17 protein-coding genes are annotated in these 19,239 nt (G+C 46.5%); 13 read left to right on the forward strand and 4 right to left on the reverse strand.

Features of this window, described 5'->3' with window-relative positions; translation table 11 throughout:
- Nucleotides 1–41: 41 nt before the first annotated feature.
- Nucleotides 42–1,190, reverse strand: coding sequence for an acetylornithine deacetylase (gene argE, locus E8M12_RS03895; protein ID WP_136734774.1), 1,149 nt, complete (start codon nt 1,188–1,190; stop codon nt 42–44).
- A gap of 353 nt (nt 1,191–1,543) precedes the next feature.
- Here argE and argC point away from each other — a divergent pair, with 353 nt between their 5' ends.
- From argC to argH, 5 genes are read left to right on the forward strand one after another with little or no spacing between them, the layout of a single operon-like run.
- On the forward strand, nt 1,544–2,587 hold the full coding sequence (gene argC, locus E8M12_RS03900; protein WP_136734775.1) for an N-acetyl-gamma-glutamyl-phosphate reductase: 1,044 nt from the start codon (nt 1,544–1,546) through the stop codon (nt 2,585–2,587).
- Nucleotides 2,584–3,357 (forward strand): acetylglutamate kinase, encoded by a 774-nt coding sequence (argB, locus tag E8M12_RS03905; RefSeq protein WP_136734776.1) that lies wholly within the window; start codon nt 2,584–2,586, stop codon nt 3,355–3,357. Before argC ends, argB begins: the two co-directional genes overlap by 4 nt.
- Nucleotides 3,358–3,389: 32 nt before the next feature.
- On the forward strand, nt 3,390–4,298 hold the full coding sequence (locus E8M12_RS03910; protein WP_136734777.1) for an ornithine carbamoyltransferase: 909 nt from the start codon (nt 3,390–3,392) through the stop codon (nt 4,296–4,298).
- A gap of 14 nt (nt 4,299–4,312) precedes the next feature.
- The gene (locus tag E8M12_RS03915) at nt 4,313–5,527 is read left to right on the forward strand and encodes an argininosuccinate synthase (protein WP_136734778.1); all 1,215 of its coding nucleotides are present in this window, start codon (nt 4,313–4,315) and stop codon (nt 5,525–5,527) included.
- Nucleotide 5,528: 1 nt separating this feature from the next.
- The gene (argH, locus tag E8M12_RS03920; RefSeq protein WP_136734779.1) at nt 5,529–7,418 is read left to right on the forward strand and encodes an argininosuccinate lyase; all 1,890 of its coding nucleotides are present in this window, start codon (nt 5,529–5,531) and stop codon (nt 7,416–7,418) included.
- A gap of 79 nt (nt 7,419–7,497) precedes the next feature.
- Here argH and E8M12_RS03925 read toward each other — a convergent pair whose 3' ends face one another.
- Nucleotides 7,498–10,092, reverse strand: coding sequence for a penicillin-binding protein 1A (locus E8M12_RS03925; RefSeq protein ID WP_136734780.1), 2,595 nt, complete (start codon nt 10,090–10,092; stop codon nt 7,498–7,500).
- A 308-nt stretch (nt 10,093–10,400) separates the two neighbouring features.
- On the opposite strand from E8M12_RS03925, the gene E8M12_RS03930 reads away from it, so the two are divergent.
- The 8 genes from E8M12_RS03930 to E8M12_RS03965 all read left to right on the forward strand — a co-directional run bounded on the left by E8M12_RS03930 (nt 10,401) and on the right by E8M12_RS03965 (nt 17,890).
- On the forward strand, nt 10,401–11,480 hold the full coding sequence (locus E8M12_RS03930; protein ID WP_136734781.1) for a pilus assembly protein PilM: 1,080 nt from the start codon (nt 10,401–10,403) through the stop codon (nt 11,478–11,480).
- Nucleotides 11,468–12,061 carry a PilN domain-containing protein gene (locus E8M12_RS03935; RefSeq protein ID WP_136734782.1) on the forward strand — a complete coding sequence of 198 codons (594 nt, stop codon included), beginning with the start codon at nt 11,468–11,470 and terminating at the stop codon, nt 12,059–12,061. Before E8M12_RS03930 ends, E8M12_RS03935 begins: the two co-directional genes overlap by 13 nt.
- Entirely contained in the window at nt 12,061–12,663 is a 603-nt protein-coding gene (locus tag E8M12_RS03940; protein WP_136734783.1) for a type IV pilus inner membrane component PilO, read from the forward strand. Before E8M12_RS03935 ends, E8M12_RS03940 begins: the two co-directional genes overlap by 1 nt.
- Nucleotides 12,663–13,199 (forward strand): pilus assembly protein PilP, encoded by a 537-nt coding sequence (locus E8M12_RS03945; RefSeq protein WP_136734784.1) that lies wholly within the window; start codon nt 12,663–12,665, stop codon nt 13,197–13,199. The genes E8M12_RS03940 and E8M12_RS03945 overlap by 1 nt, the downstream gene beginning before the upstream one ends.
- 2 nt (nt 13,200–13,201) lie before the next feature.
- On the forward strand, nt 13,202–15,280 hold the full coding sequence (locus E8M12_RS03950; protein ID WP_136734785.1) for a type IV pilus secretin PilQ: 2,079 nt from the start codon (nt 13,202–13,204) through the stop codon (nt 15,278–15,280).
- 152 nt (nt 15,281–15,432) lie between these two features.
- The gene (gene aroK, locus E8M12_RS03955; RefSeq protein ID WP_136734786.1) at nt 15,433–15,951 is read left to right on the forward strand and encodes a shikimate kinase AroK; all 519 of its coding nucleotides are present in this window, start codon (nt 15,433–15,435) and stop codon (nt 15,949–15,951) included.
- Nucleotides 15,952–15,954: 3 nt separating this feature from the next.
- Entirely contained in the window at nt 15,955–17,043 is a 1,089-nt protein-coding gene (gene aroB / locus E8M12_RS03960) for a 3-dehydroquinate synthase (protein ID WP_211244980.1), read from the forward strand.
- Between the two features lie 16 nt (nt 17,044–17,059).
- Nucleotides 17,060–17,890: a Dam family site-specific DNA-(adenine-N6)-methyltransferase gene (locus E8M12_RS03965; RefSeq protein ID WP_136734788.1), complete on the forward strand. Its 831-nt coding sequence runs from the start codon at nt 17,060–17,062 to the stop codon at nt 17,888–17,890.
- Nucleotides 17,891–17,921: 31 nt separating this feature from the next.
- Here E8M12_RS03965 and E8M12_RS16450 read toward each other — a convergent pair whose 3' ends face one another.
- On the reverse strand, nt 17,922–18,128 hold the full coding sequence (locus tag E8M12_RS16450) for a DUF2970 domain-containing protein (RefSeq protein ID WP_281277702.1): 207 nt from the start codon (nt 18,126–18,128) through the stop codon (nt 17,922–17,924).
- Between the two features lie 82 nt (nt 18,129–18,210).
- On the reverse strand, nt 18,211–19,128 hold the full coding sequence (locus E8M12_RS03975; protein WP_136734790.1) for a LysR family transcriptional regulator: 918 nt from the start codon (nt 19,126–19,128) through the stop codon (nt 18,211–18,213).
- Nucleotides 19,129–19,239 lie beyond the last annotated feature (111 nt).

Genomic DNA, 19,239 nt, shown 5'->3' on the forward strand with positions numbered 1-19,239 from the left:
CTACGTTATTTCGACGAACAATCCCCAAAACGGCCCTGCTGCTACATGCAGTAATCTTTGATCAGGCGGGTCAGTAGGTTCAGAGTTGGTGGGATTTGATCAAAGGCCAGGTATTCGTCCGGCTGATGTGCCTGATCGATAGAACCAGGCCCTACCACTATGGTCTGACAGCCGAGCTGTTGAATAAACGGCGCCTCAGTTGCATAGTTTACCGCCTGGCAACAGTGACCGGTCAGGGTTTCAACTTTACTTACCAGGCTACTATTGAGGCTTTCGGCGAACGCGGGAGAGCTGGGGTGCAGTTCTTGTAGGTGCACGCGTCCCGGGTATAGATGCGCGACCGGCTTTAAAGCATCAGCTAACCAACTTAATAATTCATCATCACTAATGCCAGGTAGTGCACGGATATCAATATCCAGATAGCAGTCGCCACAGATACGATTGGCATTATCACCACCACGAATGGCACCGAAATTCAATGTCGGCTGCGGTACACTAAAGGCCTCGTTACGATAATTTTGTTGCAGGTTTTGCTTGAGAAGCATCAGCACTTCAATGACGTGATAGATGATTTCGATCGCATTGATGCCATTGTCCGGCTGGCTGGAATGTCCGGATTTACCATGTACGTTAATTCGATGCGACATATGACCCTTGTGCATTACCACAGGGGTGAGGCCGGTCGGTTCACCAATGATAGCAACGTCCGGGCGAATCAATTGTTGCTCAATAAAAAAACGTGCACCTGCCATCGTCGTTTCTTCATCCGCTGTGGCAAGAATATACAGGGGCTTTTTCAGGGAATTGGCGTTTAGGTTTTTGCAAACCTGTAAGATAAAGGCGAAGAATCCCTTCATGTCGCATGTGCCCAGGCCATAGAATTTATTATCTTTATCGATGACTCTGAACGGGTCGCTATGCCAACGAGTCTGATCAAATGGCACCGTGTCGCTGTGACCGCTTAACAAAAGACCACCTTCGCCGCTTCCTAATTGCGCTAAGAGATTGTATTTGCCACTAGCGCCTGGCACTTCCTGAATCGAAACTTTAAAGCTCAAGTCGGTGAACCAACTTGCGAGGGTATGGATCACATCGCGATTGGATTGATCCCAGCTAGGGTCGCAGGAGCTGATAGAGGGCTCTTTAATTAACTCATTCAGAGCCTGGGTAAAATCCGGTAAATTATTCATGAATTATAATTATGCTATTTTCTTGCATAAGTTCTCAGTCGCTGTTATCTTTCGCTAATCAGTGTAAACAACCCGTTTGACCCTGGCTAGCATTATTTTAATTACCGATCTGCAATATGATTGTTAATTAAAGTGGTAAGTTATCGTGCTTTATTGGCTGGCGAACATAAATCAGGCCCGGGTTAAGGTAAAAGTGAATAGAAATTCTATTTGTGGTTATTTATTCACTTTTGTTGTTTGCATAAATGAGCGTCAAAAAATCTTGTATTGAATAACAGCTTAGCAAACAGCGGTAAATCAAGATTGAAATTGACCAAGTAATGAATATTGATATCTCGGGAACTGAGGTTTAAGTGAAAGTAGCAATCGTTGGCGCCAGTGGTTATGTCGGCGCTGAGTTAACCATATTATTGGCCAGACATCCTGCAATTACCGGGATGCACTTGCTGGTGTCTGAATTCAGCGATGCCAAAGGCATCAGGTTTTCGCAACTTTACCCGCGCTGGCAGTCGACATCCCGGTTTAGCGAACAGAGATTACAAGCATTCAATGGCGACTGGTTGGCAACGTTTGGCAGTGAACTTGATGTCGTATTTATGGCCACCCCGCACGAGTATTCGCAACAATGGGCAAGCGCTTTTCTGGAGCAGGGCGTAAAGGTCATTGATTTATCCGGTGCATTTCGCCTGAACCTGGCAGAAGATTATCCAACCTATTATGGCTTTGAACATCACTACCCGCAGTTGTTGGAGCAGGCGGTCTACGGACTTGCTGAGTTTAATTACCAGCAGATTACCGATGCTAATCTTATTGCAGTTCCAGGTTGCTATCCAACGGCCAGTCTATTGGCCAGTAAACCGGTAACTAATGCTAACCTGCAACAGCCTGATACGCATATTATCGTTAACGGCATTAGTGGTGTCAGTGGCGCCGGTCGTAAAGCATCGCTGAATTCTTCATTCAATGAGGTAAGTCTGACGGCTTACAACGTACTACAACACAGACATCAGCCAGAAATTAGTCAGCAATGCGGCCATTCGGTGATCTTTAATCCGCATCTGGCACCATTTAAACGTGGCCTGATGGCAACGGTGACTATCCATTGTCATGAGCAGGTCAAAACTGATGATGTGCAACAGGCATTTGCCAAAGCATATAGCCCTGTTACAACACCATTGGTTCGGGTGACTCAGCAATGGCCAAAAATTGATGATGTAACTTATACCCCGTTTGCCAATCTGCACTGGCAGTATGATGAAGACAAACGCATCTTAGTGGTCAGTTGTGTGATTGATAACCTGTTAAAAGGTGCTGCCTCACAGGCGGTGCAATGTTTCAACCTGGCAATGCAACAACCACCGGGCGCAGCGCTTTTTGACCAGGGGGTTATGGCATGAATCCGTTAGTGATTAAGATTGGCGGCGCGATCATGGAAAACGCGGTTGCCCTGGACAACTTATTTGCGGTGCTGGCTCAATTGCAACAACAGCGGGGCGTAATCATTGTCCATGGTGGCGGCTGTGTGGTCGATCAACATTTGAACCAGGCAGGATTCACCAGTGAGAAGGTCAATGGCCTCAGGGTGAGTGCCAAATCTCACATGCCACTGATCACCGGTGCATTGGCTGGTACGGTGAATAAGCAGCTTGTTGCCCAGGCGAATGCCAAACAGATGAATGCCGTTGGTCTGGCGCTGCATGATGGCAACATGATCCATTGTTCACCAGCGGCGGCTGAATTGGGCCAGGTGGGTCTGCCAACCGCGGCAAACGGACAATTAGTGGAGTTGTTATTGCAACTTAAGATGCTGCCGGTCATCTGTTCCATAGGTCAGTTAAATGATGGTCAACTGGTCAATGTTAATGCCGACGATGCAGCCGTAGCGATCAGTGATTTGGTTGCAGGTGAATTATTATTGTTAACGGATGTTGCCGGAGTCAAAGGCGCGAACGGTGAATACCTTTCTTCTTTAACGCAAGCCGATGCTGAACAATTAATTTCGGCGGGCATCATAGCCGGCGGCATGATTGCCAAAGTTAATGCGGCCTTTGCAGCCGCCAATCGATTACGACGAAGTATCGCGGTTACCAGCTGGAAAGTCCCCGAGCAGCTATTGACGTTGCACAAGGGCCAGTTACTCGGTACCCGCATCGAACCAAACGAATAATATTTTTCGCAAATTACAGGATACTTACGTCAATGAAACACTTTATTGCTGATACTCAGGCGAGTAAAACCGAACTGGAAAAGTTAATCAAACTCGCTATCGATATTAAACAAAATCCACATAATTACAGCCAGGCGCTGCAAGGTAAATCGATCGTAACCCTATTCGAAAAACCGTCGCTACGCACCCATGTCAGCCTCGATATTGGCATTCAAAAACTGGGTGGACACAGCCTCTACATTGGCCAGCAAAATGGTCAGCTAGGGAAACGTGAACGGGTGAAAGACGTGGCAAAAAACCTTGCCTGCTGGGCAGATGCCATCGTTGCCCGAGTCTTTGACCACCAGGTATTGGAAGAAATGGCAATGCATGCGGGCATTCCGGTGGTTAATGCACTTTGTGACAAATATCACCCTTGTCAGGCACTTGCTGATTTCCAGAGTCTGACCGAAACTTTTGGTAGTGTAGAAAACTTAAACCTGGCCTATGTCGGTGACGGTAATAATGTGTCCAATTCACTGATGCTGATGGGCAGTATTTTAGGGGCAAACGTCACCGTAATTACGCCCGAGGGCTATGGGCCTGACAAGGCATTTATTGAACAGGCCGATAAACTTGCCACCGCCAGCGGGGCGAAATTTAAAGTCAGTCACGATATTACTGATATTGGTGGGCAACAGGCGATTTATACCGATACCTGGATATCCATGGGGGATGACACCAAGGTTGCGGATATTTTAAAAACTTTTATGCCTTATCAGGTCAATGAAGCCTTGATGGCAGCAACCGGAGCCAGCGCAGTATTGCATTGTCAGCCAGCCCACCTCGATCAGGAAATTACCACGAGCTTGTTCGATTCTGATAAATCATTGGCTTTCGTGCAGGCCGAAAACCGCATGTGGGCACAAAACGCCGTGCTGGTAACCCTTTTAAAAGATTAATGAGAAGTAAGAATATGAAGCAAAATATCAAAAAAGTCGTTTTAGCATACTCAGGTGGATTGGATACCTCGGCGATCATCCCATGGCTAAAAGAAAACTATGATGGTTGTGAAGTTGTCGCCTTTTGCGCAGACGTTGGTCAGGGTGAAGAAGAGCTTGCGGGTATTCAGGAAAAGGCCATCGCTTCAGGTGCCAGCGAATGTCACGTGGTCGACCTGAAAGAGGAATTTGTTAAAGACTATATTTATCCGATCCTGAAAACCGGTGCTGTGTATGAAGGCCAATACCTGCTCGGTACGTCGATGGCGCGCCCGGTTATAGCCAAAGCCCATGTGGAAGTAGCATTGAAAGTTGGCGCCGATGCGGTTTGCCATGGCTGTACCGGTAAAGGTAACGACCAGGTGCGGTTTGAGTCCTGTTTCGCGGCGTTAGCTCCGCAGTTAAAAGTGATTGCACCATGGCGTGAGTGGGACATGGTGTCCCGTGAAGACCTGCTGGCGTACCTGGCCGAACGCAACATCCCGTGCGCAGCATCACTGACTAAAATATATTCCCGTGATGCCAATGCCTGGCACATTTCCCATGAAGGTGGTGAACTGGAAGATCCCTGGTGTGAGCCGTCCAAAGAGGTCTGGACCATGACTGTTGATCCCATGGATGCGCCGGATACACCGGACTCGGTAACCTTAAGCTTCGAGCAGGGAGAATTGGTTAAGGTTGATGGCCATTCACTCACCCCTTATCAAGCTCTGGTTTATCTCAACGATAAGGCCGCCGCCCATGGTGTAGGTCGTATCGATATTGTCGAAAACCGCCTGGTCGGAATGAAGTCGCGTGGTTGTTACGAAACGCCGGGCGGGACGGTGTTAATGGCCGCATATAAAGGCCTGGAGTCTTTGATTCTTGATAAAGAATCGCTGAAATTCCGTGAGTCGGTCGGGCTGGAATTTTCGCATGTGATTTATGATGGCCGCTGGTTTACGCCGCTTGCCAAAGCCCAGCTTGCTGCCTGCGAAACGTTTGCCGAAAACATCAGCGGAGATGTGGTAGTTAAGCTTTACAAAGGCCAGGCCATCGTCACTCAGCGTCGTTCACCGAACAGTTTGTATTCGGAGGAGTTTGCTACCTTTGGCGAAGATGATGTCTATGATCAAAAGCATGCTGAAGGTTTTATCCGTTTATTCAGCCTGTCGAGTCGCATCGGTGCATTAAAAGCTCAGGAGAAATAACATGGCGTTATGGGGTGGCCGGTTTCAATCCGGCAGTAGTGACATTTTTAAAGCATTCAATGATAGTTTGCCGTTTGATCATGTTTTGGTACACCAGGACATCCAGGGCTCTATCGGTTGGTCCAAGGCGATTCAAAAAGCCGGTGTGCTCAGCATCGCCGAGCAACAACAGCTGGAGCAGGGACTGCTGGACCTTGCGGCCAAAGTGGAAAACGGTGAGGTGGATTTTAGTGAGTCCAGTGCCGAAGATATTCATTCCTGGGTCGAAGCCGAGTTGACGCTTACCCTGGGAGATATCGCCCGCAAGCTGCATACCGGGCGAAGCCGTAATGATCAGGTGTCAACCGACTTACGCCTCTGGGCGCGAGAGCAGGTGGATATGCTGATAAAAACACTGACGCTTTGTGTGCAGGAATTACTTAATCTGGCAGATAACAATAAACAGCATATCCTGCCGGGGTATACCCACTTACAACGGGCGCAACCGGTTCGCTTTGCGCACTGGTGCCTGGCTTATGTCGAAATGTTAAAGCGTGATATTTCGCGACTTGAAGATGCCCGTGTACGCTTAAATCAGTCACCCTTGGGTTGTGCAGCGCTGGCAGGTACGACGTATAACATCAATCGCTATGAATTAGCGGAATCGCTCGGCTTCGACGGCCCGTGCATGAATTCCCTGGATGCAGTCTCCGACCGGGATTATGTCCTGGATCTGTTATTTGCCGCCAGTACCGGAATGATGCACCTATCCCGGTTTGCCGAAGATTTGATCTTTTTTAATTCCGGCGAAGCAAATTTCATTACCCTGGGTGATCAGGTAACTTCTGGCAGCTCCTTGATGCCGCAAAAGAAAAATCCCGATGCCCTGGAACTAATGCGCGGTAAAACTGGCCGGGTTTTTGGCTCCCTGCAGGCGTTGCTGGTGACTCTTAAAGGTTTGCCGTTGGCATACAACAAAGACATGCAGGAAGATAAGCAGGGTTTGTTTGATGCATTAGAGCAATGGTCAAACTGTCTGGTGATGATGAAAGAAGTGGTCAATTCTATTGAGCTTAATTCTGCCGCCTGCCAGAAAGCGGCACGCGAAGGTTACGCCAATGCCACTGAACTGGCGGATTACCTGGTATCCAAAGGCGTGCCATTTCGAACCGCCCATGAAATTACCGGAGCTGTGGTTTTGTATGCGATTAACGAGCGACTACCACTGGAAAGCCTGCGTCTTGATGAATTTCAACAGTTTTCAGATTTAATAGAAGAAGACGTCTATCCGATTCTGGAACTGGAGTACCTGGTTGATAAGCGCAATATCCTTGGCGGCACGGGTATAGAACCGGTGGAAAAAGTTATTGCCCAGAATCGTCATCAGTTTGGCAGTGCCCAGTTTGTTGTCCGTGATGCCAGGCTTACTGACATTCGCGCCATCGTCAAGTTGGTCAACTATTGGTCTTCCCGTGAAGAAAACCTGCCACGCGGTGAGGAAGATTTGATTCGCAGTATTCGCGATTTTGCCGTCGTTGAAGTCAATGGCCAGGTATGCGGTTGTGCGGCACTGTACATCTACTCTACCGGCTTGGCGGAAATACGCTCGCTTGGCGTGTCAGTGAATCATCAGGGCAAAGGCTATGGGCAAAAATTATGTCAGTTCCTGTTGGATCGCGCCAAAGCCATGTCACTTCTAAAAGTTTTTGTGTTAACCAGAAAACCTAATTTCTTTGAGAATCTTGGCTTTATACCGAGTGATAAGGATGCTTTGCCGGAAAAAGTGATGAAAGACTGTGATCTTTGTCCGAAGCAGGATAACTGCGATGAAGAGGCCTTGCTGTATCATTTAAGTGACCATCATTCGATGCCGCAAATGTTAAGCGCAATTGCTATCAATGAAGTGGTGTAATTAGTAATGCTCGCAAACGTATAAAGCCCGCTTAATGCGGGCTTTATTATTAGTAGCTTTTCACAACTTGTGACTGGTACTAGAACAGCTCCTCTTCCGGACTGTTTTCTTCATCGCCTTCTAGCACCGTTTCCAATACGTTTTCCTGCGCCCACTCATTCGGTTCTGTACCTTTAATAAAGTATTCGAAAATCGAACTTCTGTCGGTTTTATCACTGCGCTTACCGGTCATTCGGTCAATGCGAATCGATACCACATCTTCCGGTTGTTCAAAGGGTTCCGGTTGATAATTTTGTAGCGCGGTTTCCATAAAATCGATCCAGAACGGCTGTGCCGCGTTGGCGCCGGCCTCGGCACCGACAATCTGGCCGGCACCGAGATTGCGATTTGAGCTGGTGCGACCAAGGTTACGTTTTGGATCGTCAAAACCGATCCAGGAACTGGCGGCAATGCGACGGCTGAAACCCGTAAACCAGGCATCTTTGGATTCATTGGTAGTACCGGTTTTGCCGGCGATGTCGCGACGGTTTAATTTCTTCGCCCTCCAGCCGGTCCCCGACCAGCCGGTGCCTTCCGACCAGTCTCCACCGCCACCCCAGATTACTGAGTTCATGGCATCGGCAATTAAAAATGCGTTTTGACGGCTGATGATACGTTTTGCCAGCGGCTGGGTTAGTAATTCCAGATCTATGGTATCAAGCGTATCGAGGTTATTTGCATATTCGAGTTGCGCCAGCTCACAGGAATAGCAGGCCATTTTTGGATTGGCCTGATAAATAATCTCGCCATCGCGATTTTCGATGCGATCGATTATGTAGGGCTCGACCAGGTAACCACCATTGGCAAATGCGGCAAAGCCGGTAACAATCTGCAATGGTGTTAGTGAAGCTGAACCCAATGCTAACGATTCATTGCGCGGCAACTCATTGCGATCAAAACCAAACTTGCTTAAATGATTGATCAACGTCTCCAGGCCGATACCACGAAGCAGGCGCACAGAAATAACGTTTTTTGATTTCGCCAGGCCGGTCCGCACACGCAGTGGTCCTTCGTAAATGGCCGGTGAATTTTTCGGACGCCAGGTGAAACCAGAGCTTCGATCCCACTGATTAATTGGCGCATCATTGACAATGCTTGCCAGTGTGTAGTCATTTTCCAGTGCCGCAGAATAGACAAAAGGTTTGATATTCGATCCAACCTGACGATTAGCCTGGGTTACCCGGTTGAACTGGCTTTGCTTGAAGCTATAGCCACCGACACTGGAGATTATTGCACCGGAGTCCGGAGATATCGCTACAACCGCACCCGATACTTCCGGCAACTGACTAAGTTGCATGCGCTCTGGATTATTACGTAAATATACCACCTCACCTGAGGTTAATATGTCACTTGCCGTTTTCGGCGCGCGCCCCTGGCGTTTGTCCCCTAAAAATGGTCGGGCCCAGGACATAGCTTCCCAGTCCAGGTAAACCTGATTACCACTTCTAAGTAACACCAATGCCCGTTGCTCTTCCACCTCAAGTACCGCACCTGGAAACAGATCCTGGTAAGTATCCACCTGTTTCAGCTCGTCAATAATGGTTTCAAGATCCAAAGCTTCGGAAGGCAGGGCATTGAGTTCTGATATAAATTGTTCCAGTTCGAGATCGGTATATTGATTGCTCACTCGTGCTAACAGCACATCACGATCGTTATCCGATACCCATAATCGGCTCACTGGACCTCGATATCCGTGGCGCTCATCATAGGCATAGATATTTTTCAGGACCGCAGCTTCAGCGGCGCGTTGCAAGTCTGAAGATACGGTCGTGTAGACCTTAAAACCTTCGTTGTAGGCGACGTCTTTGGGATACATATCCAGTACTTTTTTATGAGCCATTTGTGCGACATAGGGAGCGCTTAACTCGATTTTCGCGCCATGGCGTTTGGTATGGATTTCTTCATTGTTCGCCTGTTGATATTCATCTTCAGTAATGTAACCACTCACTAACATCCGTTGCAGTACGGTCGTTCGTCGGAATTTGGCATTTTCCGGAGAAGAAATTGGGTTGTATTTTGACGGCGCTTTTGGGAGTCCGGCGATGACCGCGATTTCGGCCAGCGTTAATTCATCCAGGGTTTTACCGTAATAGACTTCGGCAGCGGCGCCAACACCAAAAGCGCGGTGGCTTAATTCTATCTTGTTCAGGTACAGCTCAAGAATTTCATCTTTGCTCAGCAATCGCTCCATATGCAGCGAGATAAAAATCTCCCGCAGTTTGCGGGTATAGGTTTGCTCCCGGGTTAAGAAAAAGTTCCGGGCAGTCTGCATGGTAATGGTTGACGCCCCACCGCGATGGACACCAATCAGTTGTCCCCAGACGGCTCGCCCCATACCCACAGGATCGACGCCGAAATGTTGGTAGAAACGATTATCCTCGGTGGCCAGGAAGGCGTTAATCAATTGCTGTGGCATATCGTCGAGCTTCACCGGAATCCGGCGTTTCTCGCCGAACTGAGAAATGAGTTCACCTTCAGCAGAATAGATCTTCATTGGGGTTTGCAATTCGATATCTTTTAGCACCGCGACGCTGGGTAAATCGTCTTTCATATGAAAATAAAAACCCGTCAGGGTTAATAACCCAATGATTGCGATAAAAAAAGAAAATTGTAATAGACGCTTAATCAATACCACTTAGCTGATTCCAATAGATTTTTTATAAAAAGACTTAGCTTGGTTACCCCTAGTATATCGGTATTTTCATGTCAATAAATGTATTTTTATTGTAACTTATGGTTAAATGGCTTAAAACGTCGTAGCATTTATTTGTTGAAAGTCAAGCAAGTGATTGACATTTGTACAAGTCTGCATTTCAATGGTAACAAACCGTAGTCGAAAATGACGTGATTACCGTCGCTGTTTCAGACAATCACACTGAACTAGCGAATTAAGGACAATTCAGGGCCCCCAAGCAAAATCAATAACAAAGTGTATGGGAACTTATGCTAAGTAAATTATGGAATAAAAATGCCTCATTAATGGTGGGCATAGACATTGGCTCGCATTCTGTAAAAGCGGTACTGATTAGTGAAGGTGCTCATGGTTATCAGCTAGACGCTTATGCCGTGGAACCAATGCCTAAAGGCGCTATTGTTGAACGAAAAGTTCAGGATATCGAGGCAGTTGGTGCGGTCATTCGCAAAATTCGCAAAAAAGTCATGTCCTCAGTAGGTAACGCCGCGGTCGCCGTCTCCGGTTCAACGGTAATTACCAAAACCGTCTATATGGATGTTTCTCTTACCGATGATGAATTAGCCAGTCAGATAGAGATTGAAGCAGACAGTCTGATTCCTTATCCCCTTGATGAAGTCAGCCTGGATTTTGAAAAACTGGATGTCAACGAAGCCGACCCCAGCAAAGTGAATATTCTGCTCAGTGCGGTACGTACTGAAACCGTTGAAGCCAGGGTGTCATCACTGGAAACTGGTGGCTTTCAGACCAAAGTTGTTGATGTTGAATCTTACGCCCTGAGCCGTGCCAGCGACTTGTGCCTGCCAATGCTTCCTGATGATGCTGATGGCAAAGTAGTGGCATACATCGATATCGGTGCCACCATGACCCTGTTCACCGTAACCGAAGACGGTAAAAATATTTACACCAGGGACCAGCTGTTTGGCTCCGAACAATACACCCGCTCTATTGTTTCCTATTACAATAAATCGTTCGAAGAAGCGGAACGGGAAAAATTATCTGGTGCTCTACCACCAACCTATACCTTTGAAGTGCTTGCGCCGTTCCAAACGACCCTGATTCAGCAGATTCGCCGCGCGATTCAAATGTATTTGACCTTCAGTGGTAAAGACAAACTTGATTATCTGGTGGTTTCCGGTGGTTCTGCCAACCTGGAAAATATCAAAGAGTTGCTAACCACGGAATTGGGTATCCATACCATCATTGCCGACCCATTCAACAACATGAGTATTAGTGTTGATGTCGACCAAATAGAGCTTGCAAAAGTCGCCCCCCAACTAATGGTTGCTTCTGGACTTGCGTTAAGGAGTTTCTCACCATGCCACATATAAACCTCCTTCCCTGGCGGGAAGAGGCAAAACGGCTGCAACAACAGCAGTATTTGTCCATTTTAGCCTTCCTGGCGCTGGTGACTTTTCTGGTGTTTTTCCTGATTAGCACATATTTTCAGGCTCGAATAGATGGCCAGATTGCCAGAAACCAATATTTGACCAATGAAATCAAAGTATTGGATACTAAAATTGCGGAAATTAATACGCTGGAACAGAAAAAGAAAGATTTGATTCAGCGCATGCGTCTTATCGAGCAGTTACAGAAAAGCCGTAATGTCGGTACCCAGGTTCTTGATGAGATGGCGAAGATTGTGCCATCTGGTATCTACCTGGTGAAACTGGAAAAAAGAGGCCCTGAGCTGTTTATTGAAGGCAAAAGCGAATCCAATAATCACCTGGCAAACATGATTCGTGAAGTGCAAAGCTCAGAGTTACTGACCGATGCTGAACTTGAGTCAATCACCGCCAGCAATGGTGACAACAAACTACTCAGTGATTTTAAGATGTCATTACGTATCAAAGGCTTGATTGATGATGCTGACAAGGCTGATGGCAAACGCACCACAGTAGGAGGTCGATAATGGATTGGAAAAATATCGACTTATCGCAGTTTGATAACCTCGAACTGGATAACATTGGCCAGTGGCCTAAAGCAGCAAAGATTATTTTAGCGCTGTTTATGGTGATATTGCTTGGAGCATTAGCTCATTACCTGTTGGTTAAAGATAAAATTGTTAACTTAGAAACTGAAATAGCTAAAGAAAGTGACCTGCGTATTTCCTATAAAGCGAAATACAAAGTGGCCGCAAACCTTGAACTATTTCGCGAGCAAATGGAAGAAGCGGAAGAGTTATTCCGTAACCAGGTTAAGCGCCTGCCAGAGAGTCACGAAACTCCGGGCCTACTTGATGATATTACCTTTGTGGGCACCACCAGTCGTCTCGATTTTAAGAAACTGAACTGGCAACCAGAGATTCCCCAGGAGTTCTATGTTGAATTACCCATTGAAGTTGAAGTCACGGGAAGTTACCATGACTTCGGAGAATTTGTGAGTAAAGTCGCGGGGTTACCTCGAATTGTTACCCTTCATGACTTCACTATATTGGGTGATACCAAGGGTGGTGAGAGCTCACTAAGTTTGAAATTACAGGCTAAAACCTACAAATACAGGGAGAGTAAATAATGCGCTATCTAGTATTACTTTCCGTATTTTTGTTATCGGCCTGCTTTGATGATCTGACAGACATCAAAGAATACACAGAACATGTTAAGGCAACGACAACCAGCAAGATTAAGCCTATGCCAACATTGGCGGAATTTAATCACTTTGATTATTCCGCGTTTGCACTGCGCAGTCCCTTCGTTGCACCAAAACCGGAAGCCATTCAGGAAAAAATGCAACAAATGACTGATTGTCTGCATCCGGATCCAATGCGGCGTAAGCAGCCCCTGGAAAAATTTGCGCTGGAAAGTCTTAACATGCGAGGTACTCTCGGAGATGAAGGTATCATCTGGGCGCTGGTAGAAGCCTCAGACGCCACCTTACATCGGGTTTCCGTGGGTAGTTATTTGGGCTTGTATAATGGTCGCATTACCAATGTCGGTCAGGAAGAAGTCATAATTGTAGAATTAATACCTGACGGCGCTGGCTGTTGGGTAGAACGTGAGACTACGTTGAGCATGATTGACCAGGATCTAGAGGGGCAAGGGAACTCATAATTATGGACAATAATAATTATAATTCAGGCCAGCAAATGGCACGCAAAACCCTCGGTGTTTTGTTATCCGCTTTGTTGATATTAGTATCGTTTTCCTCTAAGGCGGCGACCCAGTTAAATGATATTTATTACAATACCCTGTTAGCCGATGAAGTGGAGTTTACTTTCGGTTTTGACAGTGCATTAACGACCGAACCAGAGGTTAAGACGTTTACCGATCCGGCGCGCATCCAAATTACCTTCGATGCCGAGGAGTTTGTTGAACCCCTGGCCCAGACTGATGTTAATCATGCAGGTATCAAAGATATCCAGGTTCGTAAATCTGCTGGTAAGGTCACAGCCGATATCTACCTTGATGACCTGAAATTGTACCAGTCTGGTCTTGTCGAAGGTAAATTCGTCATTTTGTTGAACAGCCTTAATAGCTACGATCAGGTGCCGACACCGAGTAACGATGAATCAGGCTTTATCAATAACATTCAGGCGATTGATTTTCGCAAGGGAGACGCTGAAACCGGGCAGGTTCTGGTATTCCTCGATGACAGTAAATCTTTGGTAGATGTCAAAGAAGTGTTGGGCAAAATCGAAATGGTTTTCCATAACACCAGTATTTTGGATGACTTACTGTATAAACTGGATGTGACTGACTTCGGCACCCTGGTAACCAGCATCGAAACCTTTAAAGAAGGTGACAATGCCCGCATTCAGATTGAAACAGACCGACCGTTTAGTTTCGAACACAATCAGGTAGATAATATTTTCTCTCTGAGCGTGAAAGAATTGGAAGAGAAAAAGTCTTACATGGAAAATGGAGAAGACTTTAACGGTAAAGCCATCTCTCTGAACTTCCAGGACATTCCGATTCGAACAGTATTGCAGATTATTGCCGACTATAATGGCTTTAACCTGGTAACGTCAGATACCGTGGCAGGTAATATCACCTTACGCCTTGACGGTGTTCCATGGGACCAGGCTTTGGACATTATTCTTAAAGTCAAAGGCCTGGGTAAACGCATGGATGGTAACATCCTGATGATTGCTCCGAATGATGAATTAATTGCCCGTGAGGCTCGTGACCTGCAGGCGCAGCAACAGGTTTCCGAGTTAGCACCTTTATATAGTGAATACGTACAGGTTAATTACGCAAAAGCAGCAAGCTTTGCCGGCCTGCTGAAAAATGAAGGTACTAGCCTGCTTTCAGAGCGTGGTAGCGTAACCGTTGATGAACGTACTAATACCCTGCTAATTCGTGATACCGCTAAAAGTATCGAAGATATCAAACGCATGGTCGGCGTCTTAGATATTCCGATTCGCCAGGTTGTTATTGAATCTCGTATGGTCACGGTTAAAGACAATATCAGTGAAGACTTAGGTATTCGCTGGGGCGTTTCCGAATATAGCGGTGATCGCGGTATCTCCGGAACATTGGAAGGTGGTCTGGCAAACATGACTTCTGGAGGTGATCCGGGCTCGATTGGTGGCATCAATGATCGCCTGAATGTGAATCTGCCAATTGCAGAGCCAGCCGGGACGATTGCATTCCAGGTAGCACGCCTGGCGGATGGCACCATACTTGATCTTGAACTTTCCGCTCTCGAGCAGGAAAACAAGGGTGAAATCATTGCCAGCCCGCGTATTACCACATCAAACCAGAAAGAGGCTTATATTGAACAAGGTACAGAAATTCCATTTGTTCAGGCAGCGTCCTCAGGTGCTACATCGGTAACCTTTAAGAAGGCGGTACTCGGTTTGCGGGTAACTCCACAGATCACGCCGGATAACCGCATTATTCTTGATCTGGTTATCACTCAGGATACCCGTGGTGATACGGTGCAAACCGGTACCGGTCAGGCAACCGCAATTGACACTCAGGAAATCGCTACTCAGGTATTGGTGAATAATGGTGAAACTATCGTTCTGGGTGGTATTTACCAGCAACAGATTATCAATGCGGTTTCGAAAGTACCTGTACTTGGCGATATTCCTTATGTAGGCTGGTTGTTCCGTACCAGCAGCGAGTTTAACGAGAAAAAAGAGTTACTTATTTTCGTAACCCCACGAATTGTGACAGAAACTCTGTAATCGTAAACATTCCGAAGTTTAAGTTTTCGGTAAATTAATGGCGCATTACTTGCAATTAACCTAGAAGAATTGCGATAATTGCGCCCTTAATTTTTTCGAGGAGTGTCCTCAGCCCGTTAACTAAACAATTTTACGAGTATTAAAGTAATCTCATGGCAGAAAAACGTAACATTTTCCTTGTAGGCCCAATGGGTGCCGGTAAAAGCACGATTGGCCGAGAATTGGCAGAAAAATTACACCTAGAGTTTTATGACTCGGATCAGGAAATTGAACGTCGTACCGGAGCGGACATTGCTTGGGTATTTGATCTAGAGGGTGAGGAAGGATTCCGTAAAAGAGAAGAGGATGTCATTGAAGATTTGTCCGAATTACAGGGCATCGTACTGGCAACCGGTGGTGGCAGCGTTATTAGTCCACAGATCCGTAATCGTTTGTCGGCACGCGGCATCGTTGTCTATCTGGAAACAACCATAGACAAACAGGTTGCCCGTACTCAACGTGACCGTCGTCGTCCTCTGTTACAGACCAAAGAAGACCCACGCGTGGTATTGGAAAACCTGGCGGTTGAGCGCAATCCTCTTTATGAAGAAATTGCCGATGTCATTGTGCAGACTGATGATCAAAGTGCCAAAGTTGTAGCCAATAAAATCATCGAGCGATTGGATTTCTAAGTTCTGATGGCTAGCCTGACTGTTTCACTGGATGAACGCAGCTATCCTATACACATTGCAAGCGGGTTATTGTCTGACACTGACCTGCTAAATCGATACATACGCGGTAAGCGCGTATGTATCATCAGCAACGATATCGTTGCTCCTCTCTATCTAAATCAACTCAAACAAAGCCTGGGCGGGTTCGAGCTTGATCAAATCATCATTGCCGATGGTGAAGCCAATAAAAACTTAAACAGTTTTGAAACCATCATGGCACATATGTTGGCAAATGGTCATGGCCGTGATTCCACGATTGTTGCCCTTGGTGGTGGCGTTATCGGCGATTTAAGTGGCTTTGCCGCTGCCTGTTATCAGCGTGGCATTGACTTTATTCAGGTACCGACAACGCTACTGTCTCAGGTCGACTCATCGGTGGGTGGCAAGACGGCGGTAAATCATCCGCTTGGTAAAAACATGATAGGCGCGTTTTACCAGCCCAAAGCGGTGTTTATTGATTTAGATACCTTGCTGACATTGCCAGACAGGGAATTCGCTGCCGGAATGGCAGAGGTCATCAAATATGGTGTGCTCGCCGATGGCGAATTTTTTCAGTGGCTGATAGATAATCGTAAGGCGATTGCGGATAAAGACAGAAAGACGCTGGCGACCATGATCGAGCACTGTTGTTCGATAAAGGCGGATATCGTTGCCCGCGATGAAAAAGAATCTGGTGTACGTGCGCATCTTAACCTTGGACATACCTTTGGCCACGCCATTGAAGCTGAGCAGGGGTATGGAAATTGGTTGCACGGTGAAGCTGTGGCTGCCGGTATGGTGATGGCAGCAGCGCTTGCCGCAAATATGCAATTAATCACTAGCGATGATGTAGAGCGTATTCGTGAACTATTGCTCGCATTTGCATTACCGGTAACTGGGCCGTCAGGTATGTCGGTAGACGGCTATATACGGCATATGCGTCGTGACAAGAAGAATATGGATGGTAATATTCGTTTGATCCTGCCAACTAAAATTGGTCAGTGTGAGATTTTCGATAACATTGAACATCGTCAATTGGCGCAGGTAATTGAATCCCTGACGGCCCGTTCGTGAAAAGATAATAACAACCATGAAGCAGCAAAAACAGCGCGCTTTTTTAAAGTGGGCGGGCGGTAAATACTCCCTTAGCGATACCATCAGTAAAATGCTCCCAAAAGGCGGTCGTTTAATCGAACCGTTTGCCGGGGCGGCCAGTGTGTATTTAAATACACAATATTCCCACTATCTGCTAAACGATATTAATCATGATCTCATTAATCTGTATCAGGTATTGCAGCATGACGCCGCACAGTTTATTGCAGATGCAAAAATGCTGTTCACTCCAGAACAAAACCAGGCCGAGCAATACTACCTGAATCGTCAACAATTTAATGACAGTGATGATCCTTATCTGCGCTCTTTACTATTCCTGTATATGAACCGCCATGGTTATAACGGTCTGTGCCGATACAATAGTAAGGGTGGTTACAATGTGCCGTTCGGCAAGTACAAGCGTCCTTATTTTCCCGAGGATGAATTAAAAGCTTTTGCACAAAAAGCGAAGGTAACCGAATTCGTTTGTGAGGGGTATCGAGATACCTTTGCCCGTGCCAAAGACGGCGATGTCATTTATTGCGATCCTCCGTATGTACCATTGAGCAAGACGGCAAGCTTTACCAGCTATGCGGGCAATGGTTTCGGGCTTGATGAACAGGCTGATCTGGCCAATGCTGCGGAAGAAGTAACCCGGGAAAAACGGGTAACCGTGCTGATTTCTAATCATGATACGATTTGGACCCGGAAAATATACGAGCACGCTGATCAGATAAAAGCAATTAAAGTCGCGCGCACCATTTCTCAAAAAGGTGCAACTCGCAATAAAGTCGGTGAGCTGTTGGCCTTGTATAAGCCAAAGGTATGAACCGAGTAGCGATAAATGCTATTAGGTGCCTTTAACCAGGTAACACCAGCCAGACGATTCCTACCAGGGACAACACAAATATAGCGACGGCGATAATTCCTATCACGATGAATCGCAGGGCATTACCCTGTTGAAAATCCTGAACCCGGTTTTTATCGCTTTGCACGCCAAACATGGCGGCAACAACGCTTTTAAAAGTCAGCCATAAGCCAGATTTTTGTTGTGTTGAAATCGACAAAATCTTATCCCCCGTGACCAATACGAGCAAGTTTATTAAACATTTGGTGTAAGTACCTACATAACGTGTGCTTACTATCTTATTAGGTGTTCGCCAATGCATTAAGGTAGGCCTCCAAGATTAAATTGCTGCGCGATCCCTTACGGGTCACCGCACAGTAGCTGGTTGTAAAATTTCGGTTATGTTCATCAACTGCCCGCATTTTATCTTCTTTTACCCAACGATCGGCAAAATGGGTTGGTATAAAGCCAATAAACCGGCCGGTTAAAATTAAAAAGGCAATGCCTTCCCGGTCCGTCGATGTCGCGCTGGCTTTCAGCATTGATTGTTGCTGTTTAATTTCCAGGGATTGTGGGTAGGTTGGTACCACCGCATCATAACTGGCCAGCGCCTGATCACTGATATTGTTAAGCTCTTTATCAAATAGCGGATGTGTATCTGAGCAGTACAGCAAGGAGCGTTCCTGATAGAGCTTAATATAGTTAAGGCCGGCAATATTTCTCAGGTGTGGCACGATGCCAATATGCAAATGCCCATCGAGTATGCCTGATTCAATATCTCCGGGTGGGATCATCGAAATATTAATGGTCACCCTCGGGGCCTGCTGCTTTAATCGACGCAAGGCTTCGGTTACCCGCATCTGCGGTATGGTCACCATATTATCGGTAATACCGATATTTAGCTCGCCAACCAGCTCAGTATTTATCGCATTAACCTGGGTGCGAAAGGTTTCTAGGCTGGTCAGCAATTGCAACGTTGATTGATACACCTGCTGACCCTGCTCAGTAACAGAGAATCCGGCCCGGCCGCGATTACAAAGACGCATCGACAATAATGACTCGAGCTCAGTGATCGCCTGGGAAATGGCAGGCTTGGATATATTTAAATCCACTTCCGCATTGGCAAACCCTCCGTTTTCGATCACCGACTTAAATATTCGTAGTAGACGTATATGGCTATCGCCTAATTGCCGGGGTAGTAAGGTGCTGTTCTGACTCATAAAGATTACTTAACTTAATACTTAACTTAACTTTAATAAATATGGATTTAATAATCTATGTTTTGGTCAATAATACCTCTCAGTAACAGACCAACTCTGGCAGGTGTTCGC

The organism is Thalassotalea mangrovi, from assembly GCF_005116735.1.
In the GTDB taxonomy this organism is placed as follows: Bacteria; Pseudomonadota; Gammaproteobacteria; order Enterobacterales; family Alteromonadaceae; genus Thalassotalea_A; species Thalassotalea_A mangrovi.

What these genes read in the sequence shown, in the direction of transcription:
- argE (WP_136734774.1), bottom strand. Translation starts at nt 1,190, where the DNA reads ATGAATAATTTACCGGATTTTACCCAGGCTCTGAATGAGTTAATTAAA.
- argB (WP_136734776.1), top strand. Translation starts at nt 2,584, where the DNA reads ATGAATCCGTTAGTGATTAAGATTGGCGGCGCGATCATGGAAAACGCG.
- E8M12_RS03910 (WP_136734777.1), top strand. Translation starts at nt 3,390, where the DNA reads ATGAAACACTTTATTGCTGATACTCAGGCGAGTAAAACCGAACTGGAA.
- E8M12_RS03915 (WP_136734778.1), top strand. Translation starts at nt 4,313, where the DNA reads ATGAAGCAAAATATCAAAAAAGTCGTTTTAGCATACTCAGGTGGATTG.
- argH (WP_136734779.1), top strand. Translation starts at nt 5,529, where the DNA reads ATGGCGTTATGGGGTGGCCGGTTTCAATCCGGCAGTAGTGACATTTTT.
- E8M12_RS03930 (WP_136734781.1), top strand. Translation starts at nt 10,401, where the DNA reads ATGCTAAGTAAATTATGGAATAAAAATGCCTCATTAATGGTGGGCATA.
- E8M12_RS03935 (WP_136734782.1), top strand. Translation starts at nt 11,468, where the DNA reads ATGCCACATATAAACCTCCTTCCCTGGCGGGAAGAGGCAAAACGGCTG.
- E8M12_RS03940 (WP_136734783.1), top strand. Translation starts at nt 12,061, where the DNA reads ATGGATTGGAAAAATATCGACTTATCGCAGTTTGATAACCTCGAACTG.
- E8M12_RS03945 (WP_136734784.1), top strand. Translation starts at nt 12,663, where the DNA reads ATGCGCTATCTAGTATTACTTTCCGTATTTTTGTTATCGGCCTGCTTT.
- E8M12_RS03950 (WP_136734785.1), top strand. Translation starts at nt 13,202, where the DNA reads ATGGACAATAATAATTATAATTCAGGCCAGCAAATGGCACGCAAAACC.
- aroK (WP_136734786.1), top strand. Translation starts at nt 15,433, where the DNA reads ATGGCAGAAAAACGTAACATTTTCCTTGTAGGCCCAATGGGTGCCGGT.
- E8M12_RS03965 (WP_136734788.1), top strand. Translation starts at nt 17,060, where the DNA reads ATGAAGCAGCAAAAACAGCGCGCTTTTTTAAAGTGGGCGGGCGGTAAA.
- E8M12_RS03975 (WP_136734790.1), bottom strand. Translation starts at nt 19,128, where the DNA reads ATGAGTCAGAACAGCACCTTACTACCCCGGCAATTAGGCGATAGCCAT.